Below are 14558 nucleotides of genomic sequence, written 5' to 3' on the forward strand. Positions count from 1 at the left end.
TCGCGAGGATTACGGGCGCAGCCGCGTTCGATTTCGATCAGGTCAGGGAGCCGTCGTTGCAGAGGCTCGCCGATCGCCAGGACTTCTGTGGCGCCGAGCCCGGATCGAAGGCCCACTGATCGATCGACCCGGCGGCCTTCCAGAACAGCCCGCCCCGACCGTCCGCGACCACCTGATATACGCCCTCGGAACCCTCGATGAGCTGGCTACCGACGCAGTAATCGTTGTACTCCGTGCCGAACTGGCGCGCGCCCGCGCTGAACTGGCCGGCGGGGTGGGTGTGTGCGCCAGGGTTGGGAACAGTGCTGCGCTGCCCCACCGCGTGGCCGCGGTGCCAGTACGGAGCGCCGAACTGGTCGGTTCCGCAGGAGAAACTCCAGCCGCCCGCGGCGACCGTCTCGCCCTGACCATGGGCGCCGCCCGCCCAGAGGCAGGCAGCGCTTTCGGCCTCTGCGGTGCCCGCGCCGAGGCTGAGGCCGCCCATCGCCACCGCGGCCGACGCCAGCAGCATGAGCGTGCGCGCCGAGGTGGACCTCTTCTCGGTACACGTAGACGTGGCGCGCAGCCCTCGGATTGTGATCATTTGGTGTTTCTCTTTCGTGCTAGAGCTTGGTCCGTGGATGTCGATCGGACCTGGAAATCTTGATGCTTCGAGTAGTGTGCCGCTATATAGCGGCACACTTGACGGAGAAGGTTTTATGTGGGGACCGTTCGAGTCGACGCACTCGCCGGGAACGAGTGCGTCGACTACGAGGTCACTGGCACCAGGTGGCCTGCGGGCGGCACACGGTGTAGCCGCTGCCGTCCGGCCGCTGCACCTGCGACCAGCTCGAGCTGCCGTTGTCGCCCGTGGTGTCGCTCGGCGCCGGCTGGTTCTGACGCTGGTGGTAGTCGCGAATGGCGTCGCGCTGCTGCTGTTGCCTGAGCGGGTTGCGCTCCTGGTGGTGGTAACCCATAGGGTCGATGTGGTGCCAGCCTGTCGTGTTGCCCGAGCCGTTGCGGGGGTCCGAGGGACCCGAGTGCGACTCGGCGGCGGCGAGGCCCGCACCGCCCGCTGTGATGGCGCCGATGATCGCAGCGCAGGTGAGCAGTCGCCGGGCGGCAGTGTTGGTGGTCATCGTAAGTCTCCGTTCGGATTTGAGCTGTGGTCGGCGGTGTCCTTCGCGGATCGGTCGATCCGGCGAGAGTCGGTGGACGGAGTGGCCGCCGAAGAATGGGGTGGGGAAGGGGTCCGGGCGGCAGCCGTCGCGGTCGTCGTCGCGGTCGCGGTGCGGTGCCGGTCGTCGCGGTCCCGGTCGTCGTGGTTTGAGGAGCCCGGCCTGTCGTGTCCATGGCGGCCCGGGCGTTCGGGGCTCGATGCCGCGACGGTCGCGTCGGGCTCGGCCAGCACTTCGGCCGGCGCCGGGGTTTCCGGCGTGGCCGCTATCGCGCTCACGATCAGCGGGCGGACGAGCCAGGTCTGTGTCCGTCGCTGTGGTGGCGTGATCCCGGTCATTGTTGAAGTCCGTTCTCTCGTCACCTCGGGATCGGCGAGCGGGCCGGTGTGGTCCGCTTGATCGTTCCCCATCTATCGTGCCGTTGGATAACGTCACATTAACTGACGGGTCGATCGTTGTCGAGCGATTTTCTCAGGACTGGGAAGGGTCGCGGCGGGCGGCTTGCCCCTCGGGGTATCTACCTGCGGTGATGCCGGCCGTGTTCGGGGCAGAGTTGCTCCCGGTTTCATCGAAAATACGGCCGATCGACCGTATTGCTCGAGGTGCAGTAGATGTCAGCGGTACCTCGGGCGCGAAGTTGGGCGAGTCGGCGGGGCTGCCGCCACGTTCGTTTTCGCGACCATGGCGACGGTGCCGGTGTCCCGATTGCCCGCGCATGCTTGGATACTGCGTGACAACGTCGAGTGGCCGCGAAATACGGGGATCGGTCGTGCGATCAGATTTCGGGGATCGCTTCCATCGAAGGCGGGGCTCCTCTGCCGCGGCCCGAACTTCGCGGGCAGGCGGTGCGGCGCGCATAGCGAAGCGAGAGCCGAGCCGCCCCGGCGGCGCTACCACTCCGAGAACCGAGCGTCGCCGCGCAGGCGATCATCACAGCCGCGGGTCGACCGGCTCGGATTCCAGCGCGAGGACCGCGAACACTGCCTCGTGGATTCGCCACAGTGGTTCGCCCGCTGCGAGCCGGTCCAGCGCCTCCAGGCCCAGGGCGTATTCGCGCAGCGCCAGCGAGCGTTTGCGGCCCAGGCCACGGGTGCGCAGGCGATCGATGTTGGCGGCACGCAGGTACTCGGGGCCATAGATGATCCGCAGATACTCCACGCCACGGCATTTCACGCCGGGCTGAACCAGGCGGCCGTCGCGAGCCACCTCGCCGGTGCCGGCGCGGACCAGCGAAGCCAATGGCTTCACCACCATTCCCTCACCACCTGCCGCTGTCAGCTCGGCCCACCACGAGACCGCGGCGGCCTCGCTGTCCGGATCGTCGAGATCGACATGCACGTGTCTGGTCGGCGTCAACAGCGCGGAATCGGCCGCTACCAGCCGGTCGATCCGGTCGAGATGCCATTCGTGGTCACGGACCGCGAGATTCGCGCCCTCGGCGGCGAGGATTTGAAACGGCGCCAACCGCAGTCCGGCCATGCCCTCGACCGGCCAGCAGTAGCGCCCGTATGCCGTGGTGAACGCCGCCGCGTCGTCCGCACGCGCGGACGTGCGCGCCGCGAGATCGGCGACATCCAGACCGCGCGCCGCGACAGCGCCGAGCACCTCGGTGGCGGCGCCGAGCGCGGACCTGGCCGCGGCGCCCACCGCGGCGTACTGGTTGCGGAGCAGGCCAACGGCCTTGGCCGACCATGGCATCAGCTCGGCGTCCAGAAGCAGCCATTCGCTACGCAGCTCCTCGAAGAGGCCCGCCGCGTCGGCGGCCGCGCGTACGCCGGCCAGCAGCGACTCGGTCTGCGCGGGATCGTCGAAGAATGGGCGTCCGGTGCGGGTGTAGAGCGCGCCGGTGCCGCCGTCGTCGATGCCGAAACGGTCGCGGGCCGCGGCCGCCGAACGCGCGACGAGGACGATAGCCCGCGAGCCCATGTGCTTCTCCTCGCACACAAGTCGCCGCACCCCTTCGGCTCGGTAGTAGGCGAACGCCTCGGCGGGGTATTCCAGGAAGCCCGCCAGCTGCGAGGTCGCGCACGGTGCCATGGTCGGCGGCAGGTAGATCAGCCGCCGCGGGTCGAGGGCGAAGCGGCTCATCAGCTCGAGCGCGGCGCTCGCGTTCTCCTCGCGCACGCCGACTCTGCCGTGGTAGCGGGTCTCCACGACGCGACGGCCGAGCACGTCGTCGAGGTCCAGCACGCCGGGGTCGCGGCGCACCACACCGTCCGGCGTCACACTGGTGACGGCTTGTAGCGGTCGCACCGGCTCGTACCAGACGTGTTCCGCGGCAACGGACACCGGCTCGCGCTCCGGATAGCGCAGCGCCGACAGCCGGCCGCCGAATACCACGCCGGTGTCCAGGCAGAGGGTGTTGTTCACCCACTGCAGGTCGAGCACCGGCGTGTGGCCGTACAGCACGGTGGCGCGGCCGCGATAGTCGTTGGCCCACGGGTAGCGCACCGGAAGACCGTATTCGTCGGTTTCCCCGGTCGATTCGCCGTACATCGCGAAGGATCTGACCCGGCCGGACGCGCGGCCGTGATACTCCTCCTTCAGCCCGGCGTGCGCGACGACGAGTTTGCCCTCGTCCAGCACGTAGTGGCTGACCAGCCCCCGGCAGAACTCGTGCGCCGCCATACGGAAATCCGAGTCCTCGGCCTCCAGTTGGGCAAGGGACTCGGCGAGGCCGTGCGCGACACGGACCTTCTTGCCGTCCAGCGCACGGACCAGCTTGTTCTCGTGATTTCCGGTGACGCACAGAGCTGTACCCGCGGCCACCATGCCCATCACGAGGCGCAGCACGCCTGGGGTGTCCGGTCCGCGGTCGACCAGGTCGCCGACGAACACCACAGTGCGCCCCTCCGGGTGCCGCGCGCCGACAGGTCGGTTCCGATCGTCCCGCTCCAGGACGTATCCGAGTTCACCGAGCAGCGTCTCCAATTCGCTACGGCAGCCGTGCACGTCGCCGATCACGTCGAAGGGTCCGGTGTGGTCGCGCTTGTCGTTCCACGCCTTCTCGTCGACCAACGTCGCGGCGTCGATCTCCTCGACGCCGCGCAGCACGTACACCTTGCGGAATCCCTCGCGCTCCAGTCCACGCAGGCTGCGGCGCAGTTCCCGCTGCTGCCTGGCGACAACGTGCACGCCCAGGTCGGCCCGGTCGGCGCGGCGCGCATTGCGCTCCAGGCACACTGCGTCCGGCACGTCCAGCACGATCGCCACCGGGAGCACATCGTGCGCACGGGCCAGCGCGATCAACTCCTGGCGCGACCGCACCTGCACGTTGGTGGCGTCGACAACCGTGCGCAGGCCGCGCCGCAGCCGAATGCCCGCGACGTGGTGCAGCAGCGCGAATGCCTCCGGAGTCGCCGCCTGATCGTTCTCGTCGTCGCTGACGACCCCGCGGCAGCTATCCGACGACACGATCGCGGTCGGCCGGAAATGCTTGCGCGCGAATGTCGACTTGCCCGATCCGGTGCTACCCACGAGCACCACGAGCGACAGCTCGGGTACCGAAAGCTCTGTCATGACCCGTCCCTAGTTCCGCGCTTGGTGAACACTGCCATCTGCGTCGGCGGCCCTAGTTCGGGGTCCGCCACGCCGATCGGCACGTACCACACCGTGTACCCGTGCCGTGCCGCCACGCCGCCGCCCCACTCGGCGAATTCCACACGGTTCCATTCGAATCGGTGATCGGCGTGGCGGAACTGTCCGGCCGCCAAGCCCTCGAATCGTTCATTGATCTCGGCGTTCGGAGTCGTGACCACGACCGTGGTGGGTGCGGCATCGGCGAACACTGCATGTTCGAGCGCGCCGAGTCGTGGCGGGTCGACATGCTCGATCACCTCCATCAGCACAGCGGCGTCGTAGCCGCGCAGCCGGGCGTCGGTGTAGGTCAGCGCGCCTTGCCGCAGCGTGAGGCGCCGCGACACCTGCTCCGGCAGGCGGTCGACACGCAACCGACCCTCGGCGATCCGCAATGCCCGCATCGACACGTCGACGCCGACGATCTCGCTGAACCGCGTATCCGCCAGCAACTCTCGCAGCAGTGCGCCCTCGCCACACCCGAGATCGAGCACGCGCCGCGCGCCTGCCTCGTGTAGCGCCACGAGCACTGCCGCACGGCGCGCCACCGCGAGCGTCGGTATACGCACATCGGTTTCGGAATCGTATGAATCCGAGCTGGAGGCGGCACCGGCGGTTCTTTCGGCTTCACTATCCGAAGCTCTTGCCGCCTGCGAAGATTCGCGTTCAGGCACGAGACCCGGCCCCGCGGTGGCCGCTGTGCCTACGGTGTCGAGTGCGCCGCCGACGGCGGTGCTCGTCACCGTGTCGCCGGCGTTGTGCGGCCACACCGCGTCGGCCGAGTCGGGCGACGGCACCGCGTCATCGGTCTCGTCGACCGCGTCCAACTGCTCGGGTTCGACGTCGTCTACCTCGGCGAGTCGCGCCAGCGCTGTGCGCACCAGCGACTGCCGCCGCGCCAGATACCGCCGCGTGATCCAGCCGCGTTCCGGGTGCGCTCCGAGCCATCCGCCGCCGGCCCGGATCAGCTTGTCCACCTCCGCACCAGCCACCCAGTAGTGCTTGGCTCCGTCGAGCACCGGAAGCAGCACGTAGAGGTGGGACAGGGCGTCGGAGAGTCGCACGGTACCGTCGAGTTCGACGCGGAGCAGATGCGAGTCGCCCCAGTCCGGAAAGGCCGGGTCGAGGGGGAGCGGGGTCGCCGTCACCGTCCAGCCGAGCGGTTCGAACAACCGCTCGGCCACTGCCGCGCCCCCGCGACACGGCACCGACGGCAACGCGATGCGCAGCGGCAGCGTTGTACGCACCAGTTCGGGCCGCAGATCGCAGCGACCGTGCAGCGCGGTGCGGAACACCGCCCCGATCGCCACGGACAGCAACGAAGAAGCCGCGTACGGCCGATCGTTGACGTACTGGCCGAGGCTGAAGTCGGGGGTGCTGCGCGCGCGTCCGCGCACCAATCGAATCGGGTCTACCTCGAGTAGCAGCGCCGCCGTGCACTTGGCGTCGGTGGCCTCCGGGTATACGACATGCGCTGTGCCGTAGGACTGTTCGAACGCCTGCACGCGGCCGGGGTTCTTGTGCAGCAGGAATCCGAGATCGGTCGCAGGCCACCCGGCACCGTCCGGTGGCCTGCAGGTGATCGTGAGGAGCATCCTGCGATCGTCGCCCAGCCGACCGGACCCCGCAAGGAATTTCGCGCTGCGTCAGGCGCTCCGGTACGGCCAGGTCCAGTCCGCGACCTCGGGGATGTCCGCGCCGTGCTCCCTCGTCCACGCTCGTGCGCTCCATCGCGCGTCGACCATTTCCTGGCGCAGTCCGGCAGCCTGCTCACGCAGGCTCGGCACGCGATCGATCACGTCCATGACCAGGTGATAGCGATCGAGGTCGTTGAGCATCACCATGTCGAACGGTGTCGTGGTTGTGCCCCGCTCTTTGTAGCCGCGCACATGCATCTCGCCGTGGTTGTTTCGCCGGTAGGTGAGCCGGTGGATCAGCCAGGGGTAGCCGTGGAAGGCGAAGATCACCGGCCGGTCGTAGGTGAACAGCGTGTCGAACTCGCTGTCGGGTAGGCCGTGCGGATGCTCTTCGCGCGGCTGCAGCCGCATCAGGTCGACCACGTTGATTACCCGAATCCGCAACTCGGGCAGGCGTTCTCGCAGAATCGCCGCGGCAGCGAGGGTTTCCAGCGTCGGCACGTCGCCCGCGCAGGCGAGCACGACGTCCGGGGTGGTACCGAGCGCATCGTTGTGGCCCGCCCAGTCCCAGATGCCGATGCCGCGTGCGCAGTGCTCGGCCGCCTCGTCCACCGAAAGCCAGTCGGCCTGTGGCTGTTTTCCCGCGACCACCACATTGACGTAGTGCCGCGAACGCAGGCAGTGGTCATAGGTGGACAGCAGCGTGTTGGCGTCCGGCGGCAGATACACACGCACGATCGACGGCTTTTTGTTCAGCACCACATCGAGGAAGCCGGGGTCCTGGTGGGTGAAGCCGTTGTGATCCTGCCGCCAGACGTGCGAAGAGAGGAGATAGTTCAGGCTGGCGACCGGACGCCGCCATGGCACCGCCGCGCTGGCGTCGAGCCATTTGGCGTGCTGGTTGAACATGGCGTCCACGATGTGGATGAATGCCTCGTAGCAGGTGAACACCCCGTGCCTGCCGGTGAGCAGATAGCCCTCCAGCAGGCCCTGGCACATGTGCTCGGACAGCACCTCGATCACCCGGCCCGCAGGGTCGAGTTTTTCGTCGTACGCGCCGATCTCGGCCTGCCAGTTGCGCCCGGTGAGGTCGAGAATGTCCTGCAGTCGATTGCTGGCCAGCTCGTCGGGCGCGAAGGTGAGGAAATTGTCCGGATTCTGTCTGGTGACCTCACGTAACCACCCGCCGAGCACCCTGGTCGCCTCGTGCTGAGTCGCGCCGGGCGCGGTCACCTCGACGCCGAACTCACGCCAATCCGGCAGGTGCAGGTCGCGGACCCGGGTGCCGCCGTTGGCGACCGGGTTGGCGCTCATTCGCCGATCGCCCTCGGGCACCTGATCGAGCAGCTCCGACACCGGCCTGCCCGCCTCGTCGAAAAGTTCTTCCGGGCGGTAGGACCGCAGCCACTGCTCCAGGGTCTCCCGGTGGCTCGGGTCGGCGCGCGCGGCAGGGAGCGGGACCTGGTGGGCGCGGAAGGTGCCTTCGACCTGATCGCCGTCCACCACCGGCGGGCAGGTCCAGCCCTTCGGCGTGCGCAGCACGATCATCGGCCAGATCGGCCGCACCCCGTCGGTTCCGGCGCGTGCGGCGCGCTGAATCTGGGCGATGCGCTCCATACAGGTGTCCACCGCGCCGGCCATGGCTTGGTGCACCGCCGCGGGATCGCTGCCCGCGACAATGATCGGCTCGTAGCCGTAGCCGTGCAGGAGTGCGACCAGTTCCGTCTCCGGGATGCGCGCGAGAATGGTCGGATTGGCGATCTTGTACTCGTTCAGCGCCAGAATCGGCAGTACCGCGCCGTCGCGCGCCGGGTTGAGGAATTTGTTCGCGTGCCAGCTCGTAGCCAGCGGCCCCGTCTCGGCCTCGCCGTCGCCGATCACGCAGAACACGGTGAGGTCCGGATTGTCCAACGCGGCGCCGAAGGCGTGCAGCAGCGAGTAGCCGAGCTCGCCGCCCTCGTGGAAGGAGCCGGGCGTTTCCGGAGCGCAGTGGCTCGGCACGCCGCCGGGGAAGGAGAACTGCGCGAACAGCGCGCCCATGCCGGAGCCGTCCTGCGGAATGTGGCTGTACAGCTCGGAATACGTGCCTTCCAGCCAGGCGCACGCGTTCGGACCCGGCCCGCCGTGACCGGGGCCGGCGACGAAGACCGCGTCGAGACCGCGCTGCCGGATCGCGCGATTGGCGTGTGTCCACACGAGGTTCAGGCCGGGCACGGTGCCGAAGTGGCCGAGCAGGCGCGGTTTGATGTGCTCGGCAAGCAGCGGTTCACGCAGCAGCGGGTTGCTCATCAGATAGATCTGACCGACAGCGAGATAGTTGGCGGCGCGCCACCAAGCATCGATCGACGTCAGTTCGTCGCGTTCGAGCGGGCCAGGCACGTCCGCCAGGCGGTAGGGCCGTGGCGCGACGGTGTCACCGCTGGTGGTGCCGACGTTGTCGGCCGAGGTATCGCCACCTGCACTTGCCATGTGGGTCATGCGCCGACTCTCCTCATGCTCGGGGCATCGGGGGAACGGCGCCACGAGGACCGCTGTCCCGGATCCTGCACCGCTGCCGATCGGAATCGACAACGCCGTATGGAGAATGCCCCGTCAGCCTAGCGGGATGCGCCGCACCGGGTCGGCGAAATCGCGCCGCGGTGAGCCGGAGCACGGACGGCGCGCCCCTGCGTGGTCCGCCACCACGTGGTCTAGGGTCCGCCGCATGCACACACTCGGCAGGATCATCGGGATCGGCACCATCGCGGCGACTGCCATCGCGCTGGCAGCTTGCGGCTCGGACGACGACACGTCCTCCACGACCGCCTTGTCCGCGACGACCACCGTGTCGGCGGGAGCGTCCGCCGCGCAGAGCCCGGCCGCGCAGAGCAAGGGCCGCGAATGCACCGCCGAGGACATCGGTGTGACCGGCGAGTTCGGCACCGCCCCGACGATCACCATCCCGGACAGCTGCGACCCGCCCAAGCAACTGATCGTCCACGACCTGAGCGAGGGCAGCGGGCCCGGCGCCGAGACCGGCCAGCAGCTGACCATGAACTACGCGCTGATCACGTGGTCCGACAAGAAGAAGCTGGACAGCTCGTTCGACCGCGGCACGCCGTTCCAGCTCACCCTCGGCGCGGGCCAGGTCATCGATGGCTGGGATCAGGGGTTGCTCGGCGTGCGGGAGGGCTCCCGCAGGCTGTTGATCGTGCCACCGGACCTGGGTTACGGCGCGGGTGGACGCGGCATCGCGCCGAACGAGACGCTGGTCTTCGTCACCGACGCGGTCTCGGTGGGGAAGTAGACAGGGGCCTCGGGGCCCCGGAAACACCGCCGAGTGCAGGCCCCCTCGGCCGGTCAACTAACCTGGTCGGGATGCCGACGCCGCATCCCTCGTTCGTCCTGGCCGAGGCCGGGGCCCCGGCTCGGGTCAGCGCCGATGGGGAGTGTGGCGGCCTGCACGCAGGGCCGCTTCGCCTGCCATTCCGACGTCCGGGGTGCGTGGTGGAGCCCGTAACCGAACGTCAACCAGTACGAACAACGAACAAGGAGCATGTCCGTGAAGAGCACCGTCGAGCAGCTGAGCCCGACCCGGGTCCGGATCAATGTCGAGGTGCCCTTCGAGGAACTGAAGCCGGACTTCGACCGTGCGTACAAGGAGCTGGCCAAGCAGGTCCGCATCCCCGGCTTCCGTCCTGGCAAGGCGCCCGCGAAGCTGCTCGAGGCCCGCCTCGGCCGCGGCGCGATCCTGGAGCAGGTCGTCAACGACGCGCTGCCCGGCCGCTACAGCGAGGCCGTCACCACCTCCGAGGTGAAGGTCATCGGTCAGCCCGACATCGAGATCACCAAGATCGAGGACGGCCAAGAGCTCGCCTTCACCGCCGAGGTCGATGTGCGCCCGGAGATCGCTCTGCCCGATTACGAGAGCATCGCGGTCACCGTCGACTCCGTCACCGTCGGCGACGAGGACATCGAGGAGCAGCTGCAGTCGCTGCGTCAGCGCTTCGGCACCCTGACCGGTGTCGAGCGTCCGGTGCAGGAGGGTGACTTCGTGTCCATCGACCTGTCGGCGACCGTTGACGGCGTGGATGTGCCCGAGGCCGCCACCACCGGCCTGTCCCACGAGGTCGGGTCCGGCCAGCTCATCGAGGGCCTGGACGAGGCGCTGATCGGGCTTTCGGCGGGCGAGTCCAAAGACTTCACCTCGACGTTGGTCGCAGGCGAGCACGCGGGCAAGGACGCCGTCATCACGGTGACGGTGCAGACCGTCAAGGAGCGCGAGCTGCCCGAGGCCGATGACGAGTTCGCCCAGCTGGCCAGCGAATTCGACACCTTGGAGGAGCTGAAGGCCGACCTGCGTGACCGCGTCGAGCGGGTCAAGAAAGTGCAGCAGGCGGGCGAGATCCGGGACAAGGTGCTGCAGACCCTGCTCGAGCAGGTCGAGGTGCCGCTGCCGGACGCCGTCGTGCAGGCCGAGATCGACGCCGTCACCCACGACGCGGTGCACGGCTTCGATCACGACGAAGCGAAGTTCGCCGAGTCGCTGCAAGCCCAGGGCAGCACCCGCGAGGAGTTCGACTCCGACACCAAGGAGGCCGCCGAGAAGTCGGTGAAGACCCAGCTGCTGCTGGACGCTATCGCCGAGGCGGAGGGCACCCAGGTCGGTCAGGAGGAGCTCACCGAGCGGATCTTGTTCCAGGCGCAACGCTACGGCCTCTCGCCGGAGCAGTTCATCCAGCAGGTGCAGCAGGCGGGCCAGCTCGGCGCGGTGTTCGCCGACGTACGCCGCGGTAAGGCGCTCGCGGGTGTGGTCGGCAAGGTGACCGTCACCGACTCGGCGGGCAACGCCGTGGACACCACCGAAATGTTCGGTGGCCCTGAGGATGCCGCGGACGAGGGCACGGCCGACGAGACCGCCGCCGCGAGCGCCGAATAATTCCATGGAATGCCGGCGCGATCGGCGCCCGAGGGGTGCACTGATTGCGCTGAGAGCGAAGAAGGGCGGTACCGGGAGTTCGGTGCCGCCCTGCTTCGTTAATGTTTGTGACAAAGCGAACCAGAGATGGCTGTTCGGCAATCAGCAACGAGCCGGCGAGAGAAGGCAGGTATCCGTGACAATCAACCAGGCAGGGGTCATGACAACCGCGACTGCTGGTCTCAACCTCAGTGATTCCGTGTACGAGCGCCTGCTGCGTGAGCGCATCATCTTCCTCGGCACCCAGGTCGACGACGACATCGCGAACAAGCTGTGCGCGCAGATCCTTCTGCTCTCGGCCGAGGATCCCACCAGGGACATTTCGCTCTACATCAATTCGCCGGGCGGTTCGGTGACCGCCGGTATGGCCATCTACGACACGATGCAGTTCGCCGAGTGCGACATCTCCACCTACGGCATGGGTCTGGCCGCTTCGATGGGGCAGTTCCTGCTCACCGCAGGCACCAAGGGCAAGCGCTACGCGCTGCCGCACGCACGGATCATGATGCACCAGCCCTCCGCCGGCATCGGTGGTTCGGCCGCCGATATCGCGATCATGGCCGAGCAGTTCGCGCACACCAAGCGGGAGCTGAACGAACTGCAGGCACAGCACACCGGCAAGTCCGTGGAGCAGGTCACCGCCGACGCCGACCGCGACCGCTGGTTCACCGCGACCGAAGCGCTCGAATACGGCTTCATCGACCACGTGATCAGCCACGCGAACCAGGCCAACGGCGCCGAGAAGTAACTCCCGGATCACCCACAGGCCGCCCGGATGATCGAATGTCCGTCGGCCGCAGAGACTTTGGAGACGAACATGGCCAATCCGATCGACCCGCGTGCCGGCCTGTCCGGCATCGCCCCACAGAGCCCGCAGGCGCGCTACATCCTGCCGTCGTTCATCGAGCACTCGAGCTTCGGCGTCAAGGAGTCGAACCCGTACAACAAGCTGTTCGAGGAGCGCATCATCTTCCTCGGCGTGCAGGTGGACGACGCCTCGGCGAACGACATCATGGCGCAGCTGCTCGTGCTCGAGTCGCTGGACCCCGACCGCGACATCACCATGTACATCAACTCGCCAGGTGGCTCGTTCACCTCCCTGATGGCCATCTACGACACCATGCAGTACGTGCGCGCCGACGTCGCCACCGTGTGCCTCGGCCAGGCGGCCTCGGCCGCGGCCGTGCTGCTCGCCGCGGGCACGCCAGGCAAGCGTGCCTGCCTGCCCAACGCCCGCGTGCTGATCCACCAGCCGTCGCTGGAGGGTGGCATCCAGGGTCAGGTGTCGGATCTGGAGATCCAGGCGGCCGAGATCGAGCGGATGCGTCGTTTGATGGAGAGCACCCTCGCGCGGCACACCGGCAAGGATGCCGACACCATCCGCAAGGACACCGACCGGGACAAGATCCTGACAGCCGAGGACGCCAAGGAATACGGGATCATCGACACGGTGTTCGACTACCGCAAGCTGAGTGCCCAGAAGTAACACTTCGGGACGTCGCTTCCGGGGAATCCCGGGGAGAGTGAGTTGCCGACCCCGGCGGCAGTTCACTCGTAAATCGTTCTACAACAGGGAATTCCGGCCGGGAGGTGTGCCGCTCGGGCATGTCGTCCGGCCGGACTGCTCTTCGCAGTGTCAGCGGTTCGAAACATCCTTCGGACCAGGGGCTGCGGGCAGTCGGTCGGAGCTCGCGCCGGCGATCTGAGGGACAGATCACATTCCGGTGCCGTGAGAACTCGCACAACCCGCCGGAGAAACATGCTCGAGTTGTCGACCTCCATCCCACACACCGGGTACGGTCAACCTAGGGACCTTTGTTCCCGGTTGACAGCACTGCCTGATGCTCCGAAAAACAGTCGATGCGTTTGCGGCTGCTGCGGAGGCGGCGGACAGCTGGCAACCTGGACGGACGGTTGCACGCGGACAAGGAAGTAGGGACCCACGAGATGGCGCGCATCGGAGATGGCGGCGATCTGCTGAAGTGCTCGTTCTGCGGAAAGAGCCAGAAGCAGGTCAAGAAGCTCATTGCGGGACCAGGGGTGTACATCTGCGACGAGTGCATCGATCTCTGTAACGAGATCATCGAGGAGGAGCTCGCCGAGTCCAGCGAGGTCAAGCTCGATGAGCTGCCCAAGCCCGCTGAGATCCGGGACTTCCTGGAGAACTACGTCATCGGGCAGGACACCGCCAAACGCACCCTCGCGGTGGCCGTCTACAACCACTACAAGCGAATTCAGGCCGGCGACAAGAGCCGCGACAGCCGCGGCGAGATCGTCGAGCTGGCCAAGTCGAACATCCTGATGCTCGGTCCCACCGGCTGTGGCAAGACCTATCTGGCCCAGACGCTGGCGAAGATGCTGAATGTGCCATTCGCCATCGCGGACGCCACCGCGCTCACCGAGGCGGGCTATGTCGGCGAGGACGTCGAGAACATCCTGCTGAAGCTGATTCAGGCCGCGGACTACGATGTCAAGCGCGCCGAGACCGGCATCATCTACATCGATGAGGTCGACAAGATCGCCCGCAAGAGCGAGAATCCCTCGATCACCAGGGACGTTTCCGGCGAGGGCGTGCAGCAGGCGCTGCTGAAGATCCTGGAGGGCACCCAGGCGAGCGTGCCGCCGCAGGGTGGGCGCAAGCACCCGCACCAGGAGTTCATCCAAATCGACACCACGAATGTGCTGTTCATCGTGGCGGGCGCGTTCGCGGGCCTGGAGAAGATCATTTCCGACCGCACCGGTCACCGCGGCATCGGCTTCGGTGCGGAGGTCAGGTCCAAGGCCGAAATCGACACCACCGACCACTTCGCCGACGTCATGCCGGAGGACCTGATCAAGTTCGGCCTGATCCCCGAATTCATCGGCCGCCTCCCCGTCGTCGCCTCGGTGACCAACCTGGACAAGGAATCCCTGGTCAAGATCCTCTCCGAGCCGAAGAACGCGCTGGTCAAGCAGTACGTCCGGCTGTTCGAGATGGATGGGGTCGATCTCGAGTTCACCGACGACGCACTGGAGGCGGTTGCCGACCAGGCGATCCTGCGCGGAACCGGTGCGCGTGGCCTGCGGGCGATCATGGAGGAAGTCCTGCAGCCCGCGATGTACGACATCCCAAGCCGCGACGATGTCGCCAAGGTGGTCGTCAACGCGGGCACCGTCAACGACAACGTGCTGCCGACGATCGTGCCACGCAAGGCACAGCGGGCGGAGCGCCGGGAGAAGTCGGCGTAATTT

10 protein-coding genes are annotated in these 14558 nt (G+C 67.5%); 5 read left to right on the forward strand and 5 right to left on the reverse strand.

The annotated features are described in order from the left end of the window. Window positions 1-37: 37 nt before the first annotated feature. From AB0H00_RS15850 to AB0H00_RS15870, 5 genes are all read right to left on the reverse strand, one after another. Window positions 38-583, reverse strand: coding sequence for a hypothetical protein (locus AB0H00_RS15850; protein WP_357266283.1), 546 nt, complete (start codon window positions 581-583; stop codon window positions 38-40). Window positions 584-755: 172 nt separating this feature from the next. Then, the gene (locus tag AB0H00_RS15855; RefSeq protein ID WP_357266285.1) at window positions 756-1118 is read right to left on the reverse strand and encodes a hypothetical protein; all 363 of its coding nucleotides are present in this window, start codon (window positions 1116-1118) and stop codon (window positions 756-758) included. A 969-nt stretch (window positions 1119-2087) separates the two neighbouring features. Further along, the gene (locus AB0H00_RS15860) at window positions 2088-4676 is read right to left on the reverse strand and encodes a polynucleotide kinase-phosphatase (protein WP_357266287.1); all 2589 of its coding nucleotides are present in this window, start codon (window positions 4674-4676) and stop codon (window positions 2088-2090) included. Beyond that, complete coding sequence (locus tag AB0H00_RS15865) at window positions 4673-6328, reverse strand: 3' terminal RNA ribose 2'-O-methyltransferase Hen1 (RefSeq protein ID WP_357266289.1); 1656 nt, start codon at window positions 6326-6328, stop codon at window positions 4673-4675. Before AB0H00_RS15865 ends, AB0H00_RS15860 begins: the two co-directional genes overlap by 4 nt. Before the next feature lie 51 nt (window positions 6329-6379). Then, window positions 6380-8848, reverse strand: a complete 2469-nt coding sequence (locus AB0H00_RS15870; protein ID WP_357266291.1) for a phosphoketolase family protein — start codon at window positions 8846-8848, stop codon at window positions 6380-6382. A 226-nt stretch (window positions 8849-9074) separates the two neighbouring features. On the opposite strand from AB0H00_RS15870, the gene AB0H00_RS15875 reads away from it, so the two are divergent. From AB0H00_RS15875 to clpX, 5 genes are all read left to right on the forward strand, one after another. Beyond that, the gene (locus tag AB0H00_RS15875; RefSeq protein ID WP_357266293.1) at window positions 9075-9656 is read left to right on the forward strand and encodes an FKBP-type peptidyl-prolyl cis-trans isomerase; all 582 of its coding nucleotides are present in this window, start codon (window positions 9075-9077) and stop codon (window positions 9654-9656) included. Window positions 9657-9911: 255 nt separating this feature from the next. After that, window positions 9912-11288, forward strand: a complete 1377-nt coding sequence (tig, locus tag AB0H00_RS15880) for a trigger factor (RefSeq protein WP_357266295.1) — start codon at window positions 9912-9914, stop codon at window positions 11286-11288. A 199-nt stretch (window positions 11289-11487) separates the two neighbouring features. Then, window positions 11488-12075, forward strand: a complete 588-nt coding sequence (locus tag AB0H00_RS15885) for an ATP-dependent Clp protease proteolytic subunit (protein WP_357266297.1) — start codon at window positions 11488-11490, stop codon at window positions 12073-12075. 108 nt (window positions 12076-12183) lie between these two features. Next, window positions 12184-12813 (forward strand): ATP-dependent Clp protease proteolytic subunit, encoded by a 630-nt coding sequence (locus tag AB0H00_RS15890; RefSeq protein ID WP_327121661.1) that lies wholly within the window; start codon window positions 12184-12186, stop codon window positions 12811-12813. 461 nt (window positions 12814-13274) lie between these two features. Continuing rightward, a complete protein-coding gene (clpX, locus tag AB0H00_RS15895; protein WP_327121663.1) occupies window positions 13275-14555 on the forward strand; it encodes an ATP-dependent Clp protease ATP-binding subunit ClpX in 1281 nt (426 codons plus the stop codon). Window positions 14556-14558 lie beyond the last annotated feature (3 nt).

It is taken from the genome of Nocardia sp. NPDC023852, assembly GCF_040639505.1.
Taxonomy (GTDB): Bacteria; Actinomycetota; Actinomycetes; order Mycobacteriales; family Mycobacteriaceae; genus Nocardia.

Excerpts from the sequence above, each read along its gene's own strand:
- AB0H00_RS15850 (WP_357266283.1), bottom strand. The coding sequence starts at position 583 with ATGATCACAATCCGAGGGCTGCGCGCCACGTCTACGTGTACCGAGAAG.
- AB0H00_RS15855 (WP_357266285.1), bottom strand. The coding sequence starts at position 1,118 with ATGACCACCAACACTGCCGCCCGGCGACTGCTCACCTGCGCTGCGATC.
- AB0H00_RS15860 (WP_357266287.1), bottom strand. The coding sequence starts at position 4,676 with ATGACAGAGCTTTCGGTACCCGAGCTGTCGCTCGTGGTGCTCGTGGGT.
- AB0H00_RS15865 (WP_357266289.1), bottom strand. The coding sequence starts at position 6,328 with ATGCTCCTCACGATCACCTGCAGGCCACCGGACGGTGCCGGGTGGCCT.
- AB0H00_RS15870 (WP_357266291.1), bottom strand. The coding sequence starts at position 8,848 with ATGACCCACATGGCAAGTGCAGGTGGCGATACCTCGGCCGACAACGTC.
- AB0H00_RS15875 (WP_357266293.1), top strand. The coding sequence starts at position 9,075 with ATGCACACACTCGGCAGGATCATCGGGATCGGCACCATCGCGGCGACT.
- AB0H00_RS15885 (WP_357266297.1), top strand. The coding sequence starts at position 11,488 with ATGACAACCGCGACTGCTGGTCTCAACCTCAGTGATTCCGTGTACGAG.
- clpX (WP_327121663.1), top strand. The coding sequence starts at position 13,275 with ATGGCGCGCATCGGAGATGGCGGCGATCTGCTGAAGTGCTCGTTCTGC.